Annotated in this window: 13 protein-coding genes; 9 read left to right on the top strand and 4 right to left on the bottom strand. The window is 74.6% G+C overall.

The window, feature by feature from the left end:
- Positions 1 to 219 precede the first annotated feature (219 nt).
- Positions 220 to 1,389 (top strand): thiolase family protein, encoded by a 1,170-nt coding sequence (locus XF36_RS03870; RefSeq protein WP_060710920.1) that lies wholly within the window; start codon positions 220 to 222, stop codon positions 1,387 to 1,389.
- 210 nt (positions 1,390 to 1,599) lie between these two features.
- Complete coding sequence (locus XF36_RS03865) at positions 1,600 to 3,099, top strand: S1C family serine protease (protein WP_060710919.1); 1,500 nt, start codon at positions 1,600 to 1,602, stop codon at positions 3,097 to 3,099.
- Between the two features lie 111 nt (positions 3,100 to 3,210).
- Here XF36_RS03865 and XF36_RS03860 read toward each other — a convergent pair whose 3' ends face one another.
- From XF36_RS03860 to XF36_RS03850, 3 genes are read right to left on the bottom strand one after another with little or no spacing between them, the layout of a single operon-like run.
- Positions 3,211 to 3,867 (bottom strand): DedA family protein, encoded by a 657-nt coding sequence (locus tag XF36_RS03860; protein WP_238589105.1) that lies wholly within the window; start codon positions 3,865 to 3,867, stop codon positions 3,211 to 3,213.
- Positions 3,864 to 4,664, bottom strand: a complete 801-nt coding sequence (locus tag XF36_RS03855; RefSeq protein ID WP_060710918.1) for an MBL fold metallo-hydrolase — start codon at positions 4,662 to 4,664, stop codon at positions 3,864 to 3,866. Before XF36_RS03855 ends, XF36_RS03860 begins: the two co-directional genes overlap by 4 nt.
- 16 nt (positions 4,665 to 4,680) lie before the next feature.
- Positions 4,681 to 5,109: a TIGR03618 family F420-dependent PPOX class oxidoreductase gene (locus XF36_RS03850; RefSeq protein ID WP_060710917.1), complete on the bottom strand. Its 429-nt coding sequence runs from the start codon at positions 5,107 to 5,109 to the stop codon at positions 4,681 to 4,683.
- A gap of 209 nt (positions 5,110 to 5,318) precedes the next feature.
- On the opposite strand from XF36_RS03850, the gene XF36_RS31230 reads away from it, so the two are divergent.
- Positions 5,319 to 5,960 carry a hypothetical protein gene (locus XF36_RS31230; protein WP_060710916.1) on the top strand — a complete coding sequence of 214 codons (642 nt, stop codon included), beginning with the start codon at positions 5,319 to 5,321 and terminating at the stop codon, positions 5,958 to 5,960.
- A 146-nt stretch (positions 5,961 to 6,106) separates the two neighbouring features.
- On the top strand, positions 6,107 to 6,682 hold the full coding sequence (locus tag XF36_RS03840) for a class F sortase (RefSeq protein WP_238589104.1): 576 nt from the start codon (positions 6,107 to 6,109) through the stop codon (positions 6,680 to 6,682).
- On the opposite strand, the gene XF36_RS03835 is transcribed toward XF36_RS03840, so the two are convergent.
- Positions 6,622 to 7,851 carry a citrate synthase gene (locus XF36_RS03835; protein ID WP_145981244.1) on the bottom strand — a complete coding sequence of 410 codons (1,230 nt, stop codon included), beginning with the start codon at positions 7,849 to 7,851 and terminating at the stop codon, positions 6,622 to 6,624. The two genes, XF36_RS03840 and XF36_RS03835, sit on opposite strands and share 61 nt — an antisense overlap.
- A 69-nt stretch (positions 7,852 to 7,920) precedes the next feature.
- On the opposite strand from XF36_RS03835, the gene XF36_RS03830 reads away from it, so the two are divergent.
- The 5 genes from XF36_RS03830 (at position 7,921) to XF36_RS03810 (ending at position 19,718) form a co-directional block, all read left to right on the top strand.
- The gene (locus XF36_RS03830) at positions 7,921 to 9,093 is read left to right on the top strand and encodes a citrate/2-methylcitrate synthase (protein ID WP_060710915.1); all 1,173 of its coding nucleotides are present in this window, start codon (positions 7,921 to 7,923) and stop codon (positions 9,091 to 9,093) included.
- Between the two features lie 104 nt (positions 9,094 to 9,197).
- Positions 9,198 to 10,670 (top strand): MFS transporter, encoded by a 1,473-nt coding sequence (locus XF36_RS03825; RefSeq protein ID WP_060710914.1) that lies wholly within the window; start codon positions 9,198 to 9,200, stop codon positions 10,668 to 10,670.
- 529 nt (positions 10,671 to 11,199) lie between these two features.
- Positions 11,200 to 13,149: a 3-oxoacyl-ACP synthase III family protein gene (locus XF36_RS03820; protein WP_060710913.1), complete on the top strand. Its 1,950-nt coding sequence runs from the start codon at positions 11,200 to 11,202 to the stop codon at positions 13,147 to 13,149.
- Between the two features lie 183 nt (positions 13,150 to 13,332).
- The gene (locus XF36_RS03815; RefSeq protein ID WP_060710912.1) at positions 13,333 to 18,954 is read left to right on the top strand and encodes a biotin carboxylase N-terminal domain-containing protein; all 5,622 of its coding nucleotides are present in this window, start codon (positions 13,333 to 13,335) and stop codon (positions 18,952 to 18,954) included.
- A complete protein-coding gene (locus XF36_RS03810; RefSeq protein ID WP_060710911.1) occupies positions 18,951 to 19,718 on the top strand; it encodes a beta-ketoacyl-ACP reductase in 768 nt (255 codons plus the stop codon). Before XF36_RS03815 ends, XF36_RS03810 begins: the two co-directional genes overlap by 4 nt.
- Positions 19,719 to 19,768: the final 50 nt, after the last annotated feature.

Genomic DNA, 19,768 nt, shown 5'->3' with positions numbered 1-19,768 from the left:
CGCCCGGGTCGGCCGTCGCAGGACGAGGCGGACCAGTATGTCGAGCGCAGCGTTGGGAGCTACTCCCCTTCGCGTACGAGGAGACGGTACCTCATCGATCCAGAGCGGCTCGACACCTGATGCGCATCCGAAGGTGTGACCGCCCTCTCAGCGCCGACCCCCTGCGATGGCTTAGCGTCGCGAACGAGTCGTGTCACCGGTGACCGAGGAGGACCCGTCATGCCCGAGGCCGTCGTCTGTGCCGCCGTCCGGACACCGATCGGGAAGCGGAAGGGTTCGCTGGCCGAGGTCCACCCGGTCGACCTGTCCGCCGCCGTGCTCACCGCCCTGGCCGAGCGGACCGGGATCGATCCCGCCGTCGTCGACGACGTCGTGTGGGGCTGTGTGAACCAGGTAGGCGACCAGGCCGCGCAGATCGGCCGCTACGCCCTGCTCGCCGCGGGCTGGCCGGAGTCGGTGCCCGGGGTGACGGTGAACCGGGCGTGCGGGTCGAGCCAGTCCTCGTTCGACTTCGCGGCCGGGATGGTGCTGGCCGGGCAGTACGACGTCGTCGTCGCCGGTGGGGTGGAGTCGATGACCCGGGTGCCGCTGGGCGCGGGCCGCGACCTGGGGCGTCCCTACGGACCGCTGGTGCGCGAGCGCTACCGCGCCGACCTGGAGTCCGGGGAGTTCCCGAACGGCGACTTCAACCAGGGTGTCGGCGCCGAGCGGATCGCCCGGGACTGGACGCTGTCGCGGACCCGGCTCGACACCTACGCCGCCCGGTCCCACGAGCTCGCCGCCGCCGCGATCGACGCCGGCGCGTTCGACGACCAGCTCGTCGAGGTACCCGGGGCGCCCGGGTTCACCGCCGACGAGGGCCTGCGCCGCGGGACCACCACCGACACCCTGGCCGCGCTGAAGCCGTCGTTCTCCGCGGACGGGGTGATCCACGCCGGGAACAGCTCGCAGATCTCCGACGGCGCGTCGGCGGTGCTGGTCACCACCCCGGAGAAGGCCCGCGAGCTCGGCCTGACCCCGATCGTCCGCTACCACTCCGGGGCTGTGTCCGGCGCCGACCCGCTGCGGATGCTGACCGGCCCCATCCCGGCGACGCAGAAGGTGCTGAAGCGCTCCGGGCTGTCGATCGGTGACATCGGCGCGTGCGAGGTCAACGAGGCGTTCGCGCCGGTCCCGCTGGCCTGGCAGGCCGAGCTGGGCGCCGACGACGCCGTGCTCAACCCGCTCGGCGGGGCGATCGCCGTCGGGCACCCGCTGGGCGCCTCGGGCACGGTGCTGCTCACCCGCCTGGTGCACCACATGCGCGACCGCGGGATCCGCTACGGGCTGCAGACCATGTGCGAGGGCGGCGGTACCGCCAACGCGACGATCGTGGAGCTGGTCGCCTGACCTTCAAGGTTCCGCCCCGTGCTGTGGGTGGGCCCGCGGCGGGGCCGCGCTCGCCGTGCCGGGGCCGGGTCCTCACCGTGGTCGGCGCCCTCTCCTGACCAGGGCGTCCCGACCGACCGACACGGCCGCGACGGGCACTCTCACCCGATGCCCGAGCGATTCCCAGCGCGGTCACAGGGTCGTCTCAGGGTCGCGGCGCACAGTTGCACCATGACCGAGAACGGGCCGGGAACGGGCGAGCCGTCCGACGGACGGACCTCCACCGGAGACGACGCCACCGACCCCTTCCGGCCCGAGCGGCACGACGGGGCGGTCCCCGCCACCACCGCGCACGCCGACGACGTCCAGGCACAGGAGGCGGCCACCGTGACCGACACCGACCACCGCCGGCAGCAGGGCGCCGGCCCTGGCGACCGGACGACTCCGCCGCCGTGGGCGACCGCCAGCAACCCGACGATCCCGGCCTACGGGGCGGGCAGCCCGCCCACCTCGGTGTACCCGCCGTTCCCGCAGCCGGGTCCGGCGCCCGGGCCCCCGCGCCGGTTCGGCGCGGGCCTCGCAGCCGTCGCGCTGACCGCCGCCCTCGTCGGCGGCGCGGCCGGAGCCGGTGGCGCTTACCTGATGCTCGACGGCTCCTCGTCCCCCGCCACGCTGACCAGCGCGGCGGCCTCCGGCACCCCGGCCACCCCCGCCGACGGCTCGATCGCCGGCGCCGCGGCCGCGATCACCCCGAGCACCGTCGACATCCAGGTCCGCACCGCGCAGGGCGTCGCCGAGGGGTCCGGGGTCGTCCTGACCTCCGACGGGCAGATCCTCACCAACAACCACGTCGTCTCCGGCGCCGGCGACGGCGGGCGGATGACGGTGTCCACCGCCGACGGCCGGCAGTACACCGCGACGGTGGTCGGCACCTCCCCCGGCTACGACCTCGCCGTCATCCGGCTGCAGGGCGCCTCGGACCTCAAGCCGGCCACCCTCGGGGAGTCCTCGGGCGTGCAGGTCGGCGAGCAGGTCGTCGCGAACGGCTCGCCGCAGGGGCTGTCCGGCACCGTCACCGCCGGCATCGTCTCCGCGCTGAACCGGACCGTCACCGCGGGCGGCGACGGCCAGTCCCCGGTCGTCTACAACGGGCTGCAGACCGACGCACCGATCAATCAGGGCAACTCCGGCGGTCCGCTGGTCAACCTGGCCGGGCAGGTCGTCGGCATCAACTCGGCGATCGCCACCGCCGGGCAGGGTTCCGGCTCGATCGGGCTGGGCTTCGCGATCCCGGTCGACACCGCCAGGCGGGTCGCCCAGGAGCTGATGGACTCCGGCGTCGCGACCAAGCCGCAGCTCGGCGTGCAGGGCTCGGTGGCGTCCTCCGGTGGCGCCACGAGCGAGGCCGGTGGCGCCCAGATCGCCTCGGTGGAGCCGGACTCGCCGGCGGCGGCCGCGGGCGTCGCGGCGGGCGACGTCGTGACCCGGGTCAACGAGTACCCGGTGTCGAGCTTCGCGGACCTGATCGCCCGGGTCGGCAACTTCGCCCCCGGCCAGCAGGTCACGCTGAACGTCGGCAGCGGCTCCGGTGCCCGCGAGGTGCCGGTGACCCTGGGCAGCGTGGAGGACACCGCCGCCGCGACCGCCCAGAACGGGGCGCGGACCGTGCCGCAGGACGGCTCCTCCGGCGAGCTGCCGTTCGGCATCAACCCCTTCGGCGACGGCGACTGATGCGATCTCCCCGGGGCGACGCCACGCCCCGGGCACCCACTCCGGCCGGGCGCGACACCCCCCTCCCGTCGCGCCCGGCCGGTTCCGTGTGCGCTGGTGGGCCGTCCGGTCTCAGCCGACGGGGTGACGGGCCCGCAACCGGGACCGCACCCGTCCGGCCAGCGCCGTGACCCCGGCGACGACGGCCACCAGCCCGACCGCGAGCAGCGCCGCCACCACCGGGGAGTCGGTGAGGTTGCCGGTCAGCACCCCGAGCACGCCGTAGAGCAGCGTCCACAGCACCGCACCGGCCGCGACGGCGGGCACCAGCTTCGCCCAGGTCATCCCCGACACCGCGGCCGCGATCAGGGTCGGCACCCGCCCCGCCGGGGCGACCCGTCCGACCAGCACGACCAGCCAGCCGCGGTCGGCGAACGCGCCGCGCATGCGTTCGATCCGGGCCGCGGTGCGCGCACCACCGAGCCGCCCGCCCGCGACCGCGGCACGGACCGGGTCACCGGCCAGCCGGGCGACGGCGAAGGTGACGAGGTCACCCAGCAGGGCCGCGGCGAAGGCCAGCAGCAGCACCACCGGCAGCGACAGCGCGGAACTCGTCATCGCCGTCGCGGCGGCGGCACCGACGATCGCGCCGGTCGGCACCACCGGCAGCACCGATCCGAGCAGCACTCCCCCAGCGACGACGAGGTAGGCGATCCGCCCGGCGTCCGGGCTGAGTTCGGCCTCGAGCCAGTCCTGCGCCGGTGCGGCCAGCAGCTGCAGCGCGCTCACGCCGGCGTCCCGACGGCGGCACCGGGCGGGAGCACCAGGGTGCGGGTGGGCAGCCCGGCCGCGGCGACGGCGTCGGCGAAGTCGTGCGGCGGGCGCACGAGCAGCTCCCGCATCCGGGATCCGGTCCGCCCCGGGACCGAGCACAGCCCGGCGACGGCGAGGGTCCCCCAGTGCACCGGCACCGCGACGGCCGGTGCGAGCCGCCGGACGGCCTCGGCGGCGCCGGCCGGGTCGAGGTGCCCCGGCCCCAGGTTGGGGCCCCAGCCCCACACCGGCAGCGCGGCGAGGTCGATCGGACCCTGGGCGGCGACGTCGTCGAGCCCGGGGAACAGCCCGGTGTCCCCGGCGACGTAGACGCGCAGACCGTCGCCCTCCAGCAGGTGTCCCATCGCGTCGGCCTGCGGTCCGCGGGTGAACCGCGGCCCCCACCGGTGCCCGGAGTGGTCGGCCGGGGTGCCGGTGACGCGCAGTCCGTCGACGACGCGGGTCTGCCCGACGGCGAGCTCGGAGACCCGGGCGACGCCGCGGCGGCGGAGCCAGTCGCCCGCCCCCGTGGGCACCACGACCTCCACCGACCGCGGCAGCCGGCGCAGCGAGGCCAGGTGCAGGTGGTCGGCGTGCAGGTGGGAGATCAGGACCAGGTCGACCCCCGCGGGCCCCGCCGGGTCGACGGCCGGCGCGGTACGGCGCAACGGACCGACCGAGTTCCCCAGCACCGGGTCGGTGAGAACGGTGCGGCCACCGATCCGCAGTCGCAGGGTGCTGTGGCCGAGGAAGGTCGTCTCCGGCAGGTCCACACCGGCGAGTATCCCCTCAGGCGTTGCCGAGGACCCGGTCGACCGCGATCTGCAGCACCACCCGCCGGGGGTTCGGCCGGGGCTGCTTGTACTCGGCGGCGTAGCGGCGCTCGGCGTCGGCGACCACGTCGGGCTCGTCCCGCACGACGGCGCGGCCCTCCAGGGTGGACCAGGTGCGCCCGTCGACGACGGTGACGCTGACCCGGGCCCCGTCCGGTCCGGCCGCGGCGACGTTGCGCGCCTTCTGCGACCCGCCGCTGCAGATCACCCGGGCGGTGCGCTCGGCCACGTCGACGGTCACCCCCACCGGCGCCGCGTGCGGGGTGCCGTCGCGGCGCAGGGTCACCAGGACGCACGGCCGGCGCTGGGACCAGAGCTCGACGAACGCGTCGGAGACGCCGTCGTCGAGCGACCGGCGACGGGGCGGGACGGGGGTGGTGGTCACGTCGCCATCCTGGACGTCGCACCGGCCAGGGCGCGCCCGGCACGCCGAGGAGCCGGTCACTCCTGGCGACACCACTCGCCCCAGTGATCCCCGTACGGGCGACTCGCCTGGCCCCGCCGATCGGGTGTCGCTTCACTCTCCGCCATCGGACAGGGCGTCCCGTTCGCCCCACCGGTCACGAGGATCACGTTCGTCACAGGGAGTGGATCATGACCGCACGTTCGCTCGTCCGCCGCACCGGCGCCGTCGCCGCCACCGTCACCCTCGCCGCGCTCGCCGGGCTCCCGCTGGCCGGGGCGGCGTCGGCCGCGGAACCGGCCGCCACCCCGGTGACGAGCGTCGTCACGGCCCCGGCCCAGGAGGACACCGAGGAGCCGCCGGCCGAGGAACCCACCGACGACGCGACGCCGGCCGACGACGACCCGGACGCCACCGACCCGGACGAGACCGGCCCCGAGGAGACGACCACCGCTCCGGAGACGACCACTCCCGCGGCCGGTGCTCCCGCCACCGGCCGCGACAGCGACCTGGACTGCGTCGACCTCTCCCGCGCCCAGGCCCAGGCGGTGCTCGCCGCCGACCCCTCGGACCCGAACAACCTGGATCGCGACGGCGACGGCCGGGCCTGCGAGGGCCCGGACCTCGTCGCGGCCGCCGGCACCGGGCAGGTGCGCGCGGTCCCCGGCGGCGGTGTCGAGGCCGGTGACGGCTCCGGCGGCGCCGGGGTCGACCCGACGGTGTTCCTGCTGTTCGGGACCGGTGCGGTCCTCGCCGCCGGGGCGGGCGTCGTCGTGTGGAGCGGGCGTCGCACCGGCCGCGCGTCGCTCCCCCTGACCACCCGCCACTCGTGACCCGCACCCCCGCACGCACCGGTCCGCCGGGCACGAGGCCGGTCGGGCGCGGGCGCTGCGGCCCCGCGTGCGGGGCCGGTCGACGGGAGCCGCCCGGGCCCCACGGCCGCCGCGGGCCGCGCGGGGTGCGACGGGTGTGGTGGGGGGTGCTCGTCGTGCTGGCGCTGGCCGTGCCGCTCGGGGCACCGCCGGTGGCGATCGGCGGAACGGTGCCGCCGCTGCCCACGGCCACGCTCCGCCCGGCGGCGGCCCCGCTGTCGCCGTCGGACCCGGTGCGGGCGCGGGCGCCCTCGATCGGGCTCGACAGCGGGCTCGTCCCGCTCGGCCTGACCGGGCGGGGGACGCTGGAGGTGCCACCCGACGGTGCCGCCACCGGCTGGTACACCGGCGCCCCCGCACCGGGCTCCCGGGGGCCTGCGGTGCTCGCGGCGCACGTCGACTGGGACCACGAGCCGGGCCCGTTCTTCCGGCTGCACGCGCTCTCCCCCGGTGACCTGGTGTCGGTCGACCGCGCCGACGGCACCACCGCGACCTTCGAGGTCCAGGCCGTCCGTCGCTACGCCAAGGACCGCTTCCCCACCGCGGCCGTCTACGGCGACCTGCCCGGCGCGGGCCTGCGGATGATCACCTGCGGCGGGACGTTCGACCGGGGCGTGCGCAGCTACACCGACAACGTGGTGGTGCTCGCGTCGCTGGTCGACCCGGGCCGCGGCCCGGTGTAGACGCCGGTCGGCCGGAACCGCAGGCCGGGATCGGCGTACTCCTCCAGGGCGTGCGCCACCCAGCCGACGGTTCGGGCGCACGCGAACAGCAGCTCGCCGGCGTCGGGGCGCAGGTCGTGGGCGTGCATCAGCGCGGCGAGTGCGAGGTCGACGTTCGGGGCGGGGCCGTCCCCACCCCGGTCCATCCCCGCGACGACGGCGTCGACGCAGGCCACGACGCGGTCCGCGGCCGGGTCCGCGCGGAGCCGGTCGAGCAGCACCGTCGCGCGCGGGTCGGTGCCCCGGTACACCGAGTGCCCGAAGCCCGGGACCCGCTCGCCGGCCCGCAGCCGCTGGGCGAGCGCGCCGGACGGGTCGTCCTGGGCCTCGGCGAGGAAGCGGTGGGCGAGCCCGCTGACCAGTCCGTGGCGGGGCCCGTCCAGGGCTCCGAGCCCGGCCGAGACGACGGCGTGCACGTCGGCCAGGGTGCTCGCGGCGACCCGGGCCGCGACCGTCGACGACGCCAGGCCGTGGTCGGCGAGCAGGACCAGCGCGGCGCGGACGTGCCCGGCCGTCGCCGGCGCGGGTGCCCGGCCCGGGTCACGCAGGAGCGCCGGCAGCAGCCGCTCGGCCAGGTCGGCCGGTCCGGGCCCCGAGTCCCCGGCGAGTGTGGTCACGACCGTCCCCAGCAGCGCCGACGCCGTCGCCACCACCGCGCCCGGCCGGGCGGCGGCACGCAGCGGGTCGGCGGCGGCCACCGCGGCGACGACGAGCCGGAACCGGTCGGTCGCCCGTGCCCCGGCGGGGGCGGCGGCTAGCACGGCGCGCGCCGGGGCGAGCAGGTCCGGGGCGGCGTCGAACGACACCCGGCCCGGGACCTCCCACAGCAGCGCCGCGACGTGCTCGAGGTCCGCCGATCCCGCGAGCGCCGGCGCCGCCACCCCGCGGAACCACGGCCCCCCGTCGGCGACGAGTGTGATCCGCGTCCTGATGCGCTCGACCGTCCCGGACGGTTCCCCCGCCTCCCGGCCGCGCGCGGCGAGTGCCTCCACCTCGTCCTGGGCGAACCGGCTGCCCCGCCGCTGCGCGCCGCGCACGCTGGTCAGCAGCCCGCGGCTGGCGTAGGCGTAGACGGTCTCCCGCTTCACGCCGAGGCGTTCCGCGGTCTCGGCGACGGTCAGGTACTCCACGAGATGGGCCGTATCAACATTGATCCGATCAATATTGACAACGATTCCCGACGGGCGGACGGTCCGGTCATGACCAGCACCGACAGCACCGGCACCGCCGCCCCGCAGGTCCCACCGGGCCTGCGCGGCGTCGCCGTCACCAGTACCCGGATCGGGGACGTCCGCGGGGACGAGGGCTTCTACCACTACGGCCCGTACTCCGCGGTCGACCTCGCGCGCACCCGCACCTTCGACGACGTGTGGTTCCTGTTCGTCCACGGCCGCCTCCCGGGCGCCGCCGAGCTCGCGGAGTTCGCCGCCACCACCGCGCAGCGCCGGGCCCTGCCCGACGCCGTCGCCGCGCAGCTGCCCGCGATCGCCGAGGCCTGCGGACCCGACCTGCTCGCCGGGCTGCGCACCGCGCTGTCGCTGCTCGGCCCGCAGCACGGGATGCGCCCGCTCTGGGACGACCCGACGGCGGGCCCCCGCGACGCCGCGACCGTCTGTGCCGCGACACCGACCGTCCTCGCCGCGCTGCACCGGCTGCGTCACGGCCTCGACCCGGTCGCCCCGCGCACCGACCTGTCGTCCGCCGCGAACTGGCTGTGGATGCTGGCCGGTGCCGAGCCCGCGCCGGCGCACGTCCGCGCGCTCGACGCCTACCTCGTGGCGACGGTGGACCACGGCTTCAACGCCTCCACCTTCACCGCCAGGGTGGTCGCCTCCACCGGCGCCGACGTCGCGTCCTGCGTGGTCGCCGCGCTCGGCGCGTTCGCCGGGCCGCTGCACGGGGGCGCCCCCGACCGCGCGCTGGAGAGCCTCGACGCGATCGACCGTGACGCCGGCGGCTCACCGGAGCGCTGGGTGGCCGACCGGCTCGCCGCGGGGATGCGGATCATGGGGTTCGGCCACGCCGTCTACCGCGGGCCGGACCCGCGCTCGGCGCTGCTGCGCGAGGTGGCCGCGGAGCTGGGCGGGCCGCTGCCCGCGCGGGCCGCCGACACCGAACGGCGGGTCGCCGCCACCCTCGCCGAGCTGCGTCCGGACCACCCGCTGTTCGCGAACGTGGAGTTCCACGCGGGCGTGGTGATGGAGAGCTGCGGGATCCCCCGCAGCATGTTCACGCCGACGTTCGCGGTCAGCCGGGTCGTCGGCTGGTGTGCACACGTGCTGGAGCAGGCCGCGCAGCGCCGGCTGATCCGCCCCTCCGCGGTCTACGACGGCCCGCCGCCGCCCGAGCCGGTCCCCCCGCGCGCGGAGTGACCCGGCTTGCCGGACGGGTGACCGGCGTGCTCATCTGATGGGTGGCTCCCGCTTCGGCGGGGGTCCACCGTCAGCACGATCCGTCACCCCACCACGGAGGTCGAGTGTTCCGGGCACGCCGTCCGCACCAGCAGCCCGAGAGCACCCACCCCGGGGGAACCGCACCGGCGCCGCCGCGCCCCGGCGTCGCGATCGCCGTCCTGGCCTCCTGCGGACTGCTCGTCTCACTGGTCCAGACCATGGTCGTGCCGCTGCTGCCGCGATTCCCGGAGCTGCTCGACGTCAGCGGGTCGACGGCGTCGTGGCTGATCACCGCCAACCTCGTCGCCGGCGCGGTGTCGGCGCCGGTGCTGGGGCGGCTCGGCGACATGTTCGGCAAGCGCCGGATGCTGCTCGTGGCGCTCGGCCTGGTCGGGGTGGGGTCGCTGCTCGGCGCGCTGGCGCCCGGGATCGAGCTGCTGCTCGTCGCCCGGGTGCTGCAGGGCGCCGCGTTCGGCGTGATCGCGCTCGGGATGAGCCTGATGCGCGACGTCCTGCCCGCCGACCGGGTCGGGTCCGGGGTCGGGCTGATGTCGTCCTCGCTCGGCTTCGGCGGGGCCATCGGGCTGCCGATCACCGGCGTCGTCGCCCAGTTCGCGAGCTGGCGCTGGCTGTTCGCCGGGGCCGCGGTGCTCGGTGTGCTGCAGATCCTGCTGGTCCGGCGGCTGGTGGCCGAGTCACGGCTGCGCACCGGCGGCCGGTTCGACGTGCCGGGGGCGTTCGGCGTCGGCGGCGCACTGGTGTGCCTGATGCTGGCGATCTCCAAGGGCGACGACTGGGGCTGGACGTCGGCGACCGTGCTCGGCCTGTTCGCCGGCACCGTGGTGCTGGTGGCCGCGACCGCCTGGTACGAGCTGCGCGTCCCCGCGCCGCTGGTGGACCTGCGGGTCTCGGCACGGCCCGCCGTGCTGCTGACCAACCTCGCCTCGGTGCTGGTGGGCTTCTCGATGTTCGCGGGCTTCGTGCTCGCCACCCAGATCCTGCAGGCCCCGGTCACGACCGGCTACGGGTTCGGGCTCTCGCTGGTCGTCGCCGGACTGGTGCTGCTGCCGATGGGCGGGTCGATGGTGGTGTTCTCCTCGGCCTCGGCCCGGCTGTCGCGGCTGCGGGGCCCGCGCACCACCCTGGTGGTCGGCACGCTGCTCCTCGGGGCGGGCAACTTCGCCTTCGCCGCGATGCCCTCGACGGTGCCGCTCCTGGTGGCCGCCTCGACCGTGGCCGCGGTCGGCGCCGCGCTCGCCTACTCGGCGATCCCACTGACGATCATGCGGGCGGTGCCGGAGTCGGAGACCGCCGCGGCGAACAGCCTCAACACCCTGGCCCGGCAGCTCGGCACGAGCTCGTGCACCGCGGTCGTCGCCGCGGTGACGGCGACCTACGTGCTCGGCGACGGCGGACCGCCCTCGGCCACGGCGTACACGATCTCCTTCGTCGCGGCGGGTGCCGCCGGGCTGCTCGCCACGGTCCTGGTGCTGCTCACACCCGCGCCGAAGGCGGAGACCGTAGCGGCCCCGGCCCCGGCCACCGCCCACGGCTGAACACCGGAGCGCCCCGGAACGGTGTCCGGGGATTCGGGATCGCATTCCGCAGTCGCATTCCCACCGTGCGCCGCCGGGCGGCCGCCGCGGCGCCCGCGTACGACCGTCCACATCGGAGGACGAGCCCTGTCCTCCTCCGTTCGGACGATGGCGTGCACCCGGAGCGCGGGTGACGATCACCGCGCGGACTGTGACGCCGACGACCATGCCCCCGTCGGCGTGTGCACGTGCCGGGGCCGACCGGCCACGCCCGGTGATCGTTCCACTGTGGACCAGCCCGCCCGTCAACCTGCGGGTCTGCGGAGCTCTTTCCGAGAACCGGCGAGTAGACCGACCGGTAACATTCTCGCCGGTAACAGTCGGAGTTGACCGACCATCCGTGAGAGCGCACACTCGGCGGCTGGATCACATTCCGATCGTGACTGTTCATCGATAGCGTTGCAGGCACCGCAACCGATCCGATCGACCAGGCCGCACCGCGTCCCGCCTGGCGATCTCGCCGGTCGTCGCCGCTGCTGGAGGTCGTCACATGAAACCGTTCGTGGTCAACAACCACGACCGACTGGTCTTTCCCGCAAATTTTCTCGGTGAACTCGATTTTTCCGTCATCGACGACCTGGAACAGTTCACGGCCATCGTCGGTCGCGATTTCGAGGCAAAGGCGCCCACCGGCACCGACATCCTGGAGCGGGTCACCAACGGTGCCTACGAGAGTCGCTTCGCGCTGCTGCGCGACATGAGCCAGAACCTGTTCTGGGTCAACCGGTACACGCTCACCATGTTCGAGAAGCGCCCGACCCGCTGGCGCGACCTCCCCCGCCACCGCGCCGACGTCTTCCTCCCGCTGCTCACCCCCTGGCGCGACGGCGACAAGAAGATCCGGGCCGTCGCCGACGCCTTCGCCACGCTCCCCACCACCTGGGACGAGGAGACCGAGCGCCGCATCTTCGACCTCCTCTTCGACGTCTACGGCAACCGCCGTCACCACGCGACCGAGCTGCCCGCGGTCAAGCCGACCGTGGAGCAGTTCCTCACCACGCCCGGCGCGCAGACCTTCGTCGTGCCCCACCACGACCCGGACTACCCGGTCTTCTCCTTCACCGAGATCCTCGACGCGCACGCCGAGCGTCCCGAGCTCGAGGCCCTGACCCGGTGGGCGATGGTGCTGCACAACCAGTACCCCTGGGACCGTGCCGCCACCGAGCTGCGCACCGCCGAGGAGATCGGCGACGACGAGTACGTCATCGCCTTCCACCCGCGCAACCGCGACGTCGAGCAGTTCCTGGACCGCGCCACCGGCGCCCGTCCGGCGCGGCGCGGCCGGCTCTCCACCCAATCCGACCCGGTCGAGCCCGTCGCCCCGCTGCCCCCGATCCGGGTGCGCGAGGCGTTCGCGGTGCAGCCGAAGGTGGAGGCGCTCGCCGTCGTCCGGGGTGAGCACGTCTGCTCCAACGACGACGTCGTCCGCAACTCCGCGTTCTCCTGGTCACCGATGAGCGCCGACGAGATCGCCGCCAAGACCGGCATCGACCAGCGCCGCTACACCGAGCTCGACATCGAGGACCTGGCCTGGGCCGCCGCGGTCCGCGCGCTGGAGCACTCCGGCCGCGACCGATCCGAGATCGGCGCCGTGCTCGTCGCCACCTGCACCAGCGAGCGGCTCATCCCGTCGCTGTCGACGTGGCTGTCCGGTCGCCTGGGCCTGCTGCAGACGCACTGCTCGGCCGACATCATCGCCGCCTGCGCCGGGCTGCCCTACGGCCTGTCCGAGGCCGTGCGCCAGCTGCAGGAGGTGAACCGGCCGGTCCTGCTGGTCTGCGTCGAGAAGTTCTCCGACAAGATCGGCAACGTCCGCACCTCGCGGATGATCTTCGGCGACGGCGCGGCCGCGATGGTCATCGCCCCGGCCGCCGAGGGCGAGCGCGGCGACGTCGACCTGCTGCAGACCTACGCGTCGGGCCCGGACACCCAGGTGAACTCGATCATCTGGCCGAACCCGGAGTTCGACAACGACATCACCGTCTACGGCCCCGAGGTCAAGGCGCTGGTCGCCCGCTACCTGGCGCAGATGATCGACGAGCTCACCGAGCAGGCCGGGCCCGACGGCGAGGGCACGATGCTCGAGGCGGTCGACCTGATCGTCCCGCACCAGGCGAACAAGACGATGATCCTGCAGCTCGCGGGCAAGGCAGGGCTCTCGGCCGACCAGCTGTACTTCAACATCGAGTCGATGGGCAACGTGTCCGCGGCATCCATCCCGATCGCGCTGTTCGACTCCGTGGCCGACGGCGTGGTGGCTGGCCGGACCCGGGTCTTCGCGCCCGGCTTCGGGGCCGGCGCGGTGGGCGGCTATGCGGTGCTGGAGATCGACCCGGCCGTGATGGCGCCGGAGGTCCACCTGGACCCGACGGCCGCCGCGGTGGCCGAGCCGGCCGTCGCCCCGACCTCCGACGACGTCCGCATCGCCTTCGGCGAGTAGCACGACCGGGTGACACGGGCCACAGTGGGCGGGAAGATCCCCGTCCGAGAGGTGAGCCCGCCCGCATTCCGGCACAGCCCGGGCGACCGTCCGTACCGACCCGCCGACCGCACGACGACGATGTCAGTGCGGCACCCCGCCGCCACCTCGTCGTCGCACTCGTAGGAGCAGTGAACCCCAGCCATGTTCTCGCGCATCGCCATCGTCAATCGCGGCGAGCCCGCCATGCGGCTCATCAACGCCGTCCGTGAGTGGAACGCCCAGAACGGGCCCGACCGCCGCCTGCGCACGATCGCGCTGCACACCGCCGTCGACCGCCGCGCGATGTACGTCCGCGAGGCCGACGAGGCCGTCCTGATCGGTCCGGACGACCCGGACCACATGGGCGCGAGCCCCTACCTCGACCACGCCGAGCTGGAGCGCGCGCTGCGTGTCACCCGCGCCGACGCGGTCTGGCCCGGCTGGGGCTTCGTGTCGGAGAAGGCCGAGTTCGCGGAGCTGTGCGAGCGGCTGGGGATCACCTTCGTCGGGCCGTCGGCGGAGGTCATGCGCCGGCTCGGGGACAAGATCGCGTCCAAGCAGCTGGCCGAGTCGGTCGGGGTGCCGATGGCGCCGTGGTCGGGCGGCCCGGTGGCCGACGTCGAGGCGGCCCGCAAGACCGCCGAGACAGTCGGCTACCCGCTCATGGTGAAGGCCACCGCGGGCGGCGGGGGGCGGGGCATCCGCTACGTGGCGGGCCCCGAGCAGCTCGACGAGGCCTTCGAGCGGGCCGCGTCGGAGGCGTCGAGGACCGCGGGCGACGCGACCGTGTTCCTGGAGCGCGCGGTGTCCGGCGGCCGGCACGTCGAGGTGCAGGTCGTCGCCGACGCCACCGGCGACGTCTGGACCCTCGGGGTGCGCGACTGCTCGGTGCAGCGGCGCAACCAGAAGGTGATCGAGGAGTCGGCCTCCACCGCGCTCGACCCCACGCAGGAGGAGCTGCTGCGCAGCTCGGCCGCCGAGCTGGCCCGCGCCGCGGGCTACGTCAACGCCGGCACCGTCGAGTTCCTCTACCAGCCCGAGGAGAAGCTGCTCTCCTTCCTCGAGGTCAACACCCGGCTGCAGGTCGAGCACCCGGTCACCGAGGCGTGCACCGGCGTCGACATCGTCAAGCTGCAGCTGCACGTCGCCGCGGGCGGCACGCTCGCCGAGGTCGCGCGTGAGGTCCCGGCGGCGCAGGGCTGGGCGATCGAGGCCCGGCTGACCGCCGAGGACCCGGAGCGCGAGTTCGCCCCCGCCCCGGGCCGGATCGAGCACCTGGCACTGCCGTCCGGCCCCGGCATCCGGGTCGACACCGGCGTGGCCGCGGGCGACGTCATCCCGCCGCAGTTCGACTCCATGATCGCCAAGGTGATCGCCTGGGGCCGCGACCGCGACGAGGCCCGCGCGCGGCTGTCCCGGGCACTGCGCCAGACCGCCGCGGTGATCGACGGCGGCTCCACGAACAAGGCGTTCCTGCTGGACCTGCTCGACCGCGACGAGTTCCGCTCGGGCGAGCTGCAGACCACCTGGCTCGACGGCATGATGGCCGAGGGCTACGCACCGCCCCGCCGGCTCGACGTCGCGCTGCTCGCCACCGCCGTGCTCAGCCACGACGGCCACGTCGCCCGCCAGCAGGAGCGGCTGTTCCGCTCCGCCGAGGCCGGCCGGCCCGAGGTGGGCTACGAGACCTGGCACCAGACCGACGTCACCGTCGCCGGGCAGTCCTACAAGCTGAAGGTCGCCCGGACCCGCGCCGGGCGCTACACCGTCGAGCTGGACGGGACCTCGGTCGACGTCGACGTCGAGCGCAATGGCGCCTACGAGCGCCGGCTCACCGTCGGCGACCGGTCCTGGACCGTGCTGTCGGTCGCACAGGAGGCGGACTACCTCGTCGAGGTCGACGGCGCCGTGCACCGCATCTCCGGCGGCGAGGCCGGCATCGTCCGCGCCCCCGCCCCGGCGATGGTCGTCGCGCTGCCGGTCACCGCGGGCCAGACCGTGGCCGAGGGCGACACCCTCGCGATCGTCGAGTCGATGAAGCTGGAGACCTCGCTGCGGGCGCCGTTCGACGGCACCGTCGCCGAGATCCTCGTCCCGGCCAACACCCAGGTCGACGGCGGCACGAAGCTGGTGCGGCTGGAGCCGTCGGCCGACGCGGACGCAGCGGCGCCCAGCGGGGAGCGCGCCGACCTGTCCGCGTTCGCCGCGACCGGCGCCGACACCGACCCCGCCGCGACCGCGGCCGACGCGCTGTCCGCGCTGCGCTTCCAGGTGCTGGGCTTCGACGTCGACGAGCGCCAGGCCCGCCCGCAGCTGCGCCGCCTCGCCGGCGCCCGCGAGCAGCTGGCGGCCGACGACCCGGCCGTGCTGGCCGGGGAGACCGCCGTCCTGCAGATCTTCGCCGACCTGTGCCAGCTCTCGCGCAACCGGTCCGAGACCGACGACGAGACCGGCGAGACCGAGCGCAACCCGCAAGAGTACCTCTACGCCTACCTGCGCTCCCGCGACGCCGAGGACGAGGGCCTGCCCGAGTCCTTCCAGGCCAAGCTGCGCCGGGCGCTGGCCCACTACGGCGTCGCCGAGATCGACGGTGGCGCGGCCCGCGCCGACGATCTCGGCCCGGCGCTGTACCGGATGTTCCTGGCCCACCGCCGCGCGCCGCAGCAGGTGCCGGTGGTGCTGGACCTGCTGAACTGGCGGCTGCGCCACCCGGAGTCGGTCGCGCACCTGTCCCCCGCGGCGCGCGAGGACTACCTGCGCACGCTCGACGAGGTCGTCGTCGCCACCCAGCTGCGGCACCCGGTCGTCGGCGACACCGCCCGGCTGGTGCGCTACCGCGCGTTCGACGCGCCAGTCGTCGCGGCCGAGCGGGACCGGGCGCTGGCCGAGGTCCGGGAGAGCCTCGACGTGCTGGCCGAGAACCCCGACGCCGACGACCGGGCCCGCCGGATCGCCGCGCTCGTCGGCTCCTCGGAGCCGATCCTCGGCGTGTTCGGCGAGCGGCACGACGCCGTCCTGCTGGAGGTCATGACCCGGCGCTACTACCGGGTGCGGGTGCTGCGCGACCTGGAGCTCGTCGAGCACGCGGGCAAGCCGCTGCTGACCGCCCGCTACCAGCACCTGGGCCGGGACCGCACGCTCTTCGCCTCGGTGATCGACAACAACGACCCGGCCGCCGCGCAGGCCGTGGCCGACGAGCTGCGCCGCCGCGTCGGCGAGCTCGACGGGGACCGCACCGCACTCGTCGACCTCTACGTCACCTCGACCAAGGCCGACGACGGCGGTGACCCCGACGCCCGCGCCGAGCGCGTCCGCGCCGCCCTGGGGAAGGTGCCCGCGAACCTGCACCGGGTCGCCGTCGCCGTCCGCCCGAACCCGCGCGCCGCGGGCACGGCGAGCGAGGAGGCCGAGCCGCCGACCTGGTTCACCTTCCGGCCCGACGAGACCGGCGAGCTCGTCGAGGACCGCACGCTGCGTGGCATGCACCCGCTCGTCGCGGACCGGCTGCGGCTGTGGCGCTTCCGCGACTTCGAGCTGCACCGCCTGCCCGCCGCCACCGACGTGCACCTGTTCCGCGCCACCGGCCGCGAGGTCACCGCCGACGACCGGCTCGTCGCGATGGCCAACGTCCGCGAGCTGACCGTGCTGCGCGACGAGGAGACCGGCAAGGTCCGCTCGCTCCCGCAGTTCGAGCGGGCGCTCGACGCCTGCATCAACTCGCTGCGTGCCGCCCGCGCCGGGGACCGCACGCTGGCCCGGATGTCGTGGAACCGGATCGCGCTCTACGTGTGGCCGGAGGTCGACGTCCCGCTCGCCGAGCTGGACTCGGTGGTCCGGCGGCTCGCGCCGCGCACGGCCAACCTCGGCCTGGAGCAGGTCCTCGTCGAGTTCCGCACGGCCGATCCGCAGGTCACCGGGGGTCAGGGCGGCCCGCGCTCGATGCTGCTGCGCATGTCGCGCCCGCCCGGCGCGGGGCTGCAGGTCAAGCTCGACCAGCCCCCGACCGAGCCGATGCGCGAGCTCGACGCCTACGACCAGAAGGTGCTCAAGGCCCGTCGCCGCGGCGCCGTCTACCCGTACGAGATCGTCCCGCTGCTCACCGCCCCGATCGACGCCGGCCCGGGCACCTGGCAGGAGTACGACCTCGTCGACCCGGACGATCCGGCCCTGCCGGTGCCGGTCGACCGCGCGCCCGGCGGCAACACGGCCAACCTCGTGCTCGGCGTCGTCTCGGTGCCGACCCGGCGCTACCCGGACGGCATGAAGCGGGTCGTGCTGCTCGGCGACCCGACCCGGGCCCTCGGCGCGATCGCCGAGCCGGAGTGCCGCCGGGTGCTGGCCGCGATCCACCTGGCCCGCGAGCTCGACGTGCCGATCGAGTGGTTCGCCGTGTCGGCCGGCGCGAAGATCGCGATGGACTCCGGCACCGAGAACATGGACTGGATCTCCCGGGTGCTGCGCGGGATCATCGAGTTCACCCAGGACGGCGGGGAGCTCAACGTCGTCGTCACCGGCATCAACGTCGGCGCCCAGCCCTACTGGAACGCCGAGGCCACGATGCTCATGCACACCAAGGGAATCCTGGTGATGACGCCGGACTCGGCCATGGTGCTGACCGGCAAGCACTCGCTGGACTTCTCCGGCGGGGTGTCGGCCGAGGACAACTTCGGCATCGGCGGCTACGACCGGATCATGGGCCCGAACGGGCAGGCGCAGTACTGGGCGCCGGACCTGAGCGGCGCCGTCGGCGTGCTGCTTGCGCACTACGCCCACACCTGGACCCAACCGGGCGAGCGGTTCCCGCGGCCCGCCCCGACCACCGACCCGGTCTCGCGCGACGTCACGACTGCCCCGCACTCCGGGCCGAACTGCGAGTTCACCACGCTCGGCGAGATCTGGGCACCGGAGACCAACCGGGAGCGCAAGAAGCCGTTCGACATCCGCTCGGTGCTGCGCGGCGTCGCCGACGCCGACCACCCGACGTCGGAGCGCTGGGCCGACATGCACGACGCCGAGTCGGTCGTCGCGCTCGACGCCCACCTCGGCGGCCAGCCGATCGCGATGATCGGCATCGAGTCGCGGCCGCTGCCGCGGCGCGGGCCGCGCCCGGTCGACGGGCCGTCCCAGTTCACCGCCGGGACGCTGTTCCCGCGCTCCTCGCGCAAGTGCGCGCGGGCCATCAACGCCGCGTCGGGCAACCGGCCGCTGGTCGTGCTGGCGAACCTGTCCGGGTTCGACGGCTCGCCGGAGTCGCTGCGCGGCCTGCAGCTGGAGAACGGCGCCGAGATCGGCCGGGCCATCGTCAACTTCGACGGCCCGATCGTGTTCTGCGTGGTCTCCCGCTACCACGGCGGCGCGTTCGTGGTGTTCTCCGGAACGCTGAACGACAACATGGAGGTCGCCGCAATCACCGGCTCCTACGCCTCCGTGCTCGGCGGGGCGCCCGCGGCGGCCGTCGTGTTCGCCGGCGAGGTCAACGACCGCACCGCCAAGGACGAGCGGATCACCGACCTGGAGGCCCGGATCACCCGGGCCGTCACCGACGGGGACGAGGCGACGGCGGCCCGGCTGCGCGGAGACCTCGCCACGCTCCGCCCGGACGTCCGCTCCGAGAAGCTCGGCCAGGTCGCGGAGGAGTTCGACACCAAGCACTCCATCGAGCGGGCGCGGTCCGTCGGCTCGGTGCACCGGATCGTCAGCCCCGACCAGCTCCGGCCCTACCTGGCCGATGCGGTCCAGCGGGGCATGAAGCGCACACTCGACACCCTTGGAGGAACCGCATGACCGCGATCACCGACACCAACCCGGAGCAGCGCGTCGCCATCGTGACCGGGGGTGCGCGCGGGATCGGTGCGGCGATCACCACCGCGCTGGCCCGCACCGGCGTGCACGTGGCCGCCGGGTACTCGTCCAACTCCGAGGCCGCCGACGAGCTGAAGGGCAAGCTGGACGCCGAGGGCGCGTCGATCTCGGTGCACCAGGGCAACGTCGGCTCGCCCGAGGACTGCCAGCGGGTCGTGTCCGAGGTGCTGGAGCAGAAGGGCCGCGTCGACTACCTGATCAACAACGCCGGCATCACCGTCGACAAGACCGTCCGCAAGCTGACCGTCGACGACTGGCACGCCGTGCTGCGGATCAACCTGTCCGGCGCGTTCTACATGACCAAGGCCGTGCTGGAGCACATGACCGGCAACGAGTTCGGCCGGATCGTGAACATCTCCTCGGTGATCGGCCAGATCGGTTCGATCGGGCAGGCGAACTACGCCTCCTCCAAGGCGGGCCTGATCGGCTTCTCCAAGTCCCTCGCCCAGGAGGTCGCGAAGAAGGGCGTCACGGTCAACTGCGTCGCACCCGGCTTCATCGAGACCGAGATGGTCGCCGCGGTGCCGGAGAAGGCGCTCGAGAAGATCGTCTCGAAGATCCCGGTCGGCCGTCTCGGCCAGGCCGACGAGATCGCCCGGGCCGTGCAGTTCCTCGTCGACGACCGCGCCGGGTACGTGACCGGCTCGGTGATCAGTGTGAACGGCGGGCTGGACATGGCGTCCTGACCGTCGTTCTCCCCGGCCGAGGGCCTCGCACAGTGCTGTGCGGGGCCCTC

It is taken from the genome of Pseudonocardia sp. HH130629-09 (genome assembly GCF_001294645.1).
GTDB lineage: Bacteria > Actinomycetota > Actinomycetes > Mycobacteriales > Pseudonocardiaceae > Pseudonocardia.
This window is presented reverse-complemented; position numbering and strand designations above follow the sequence as displayed.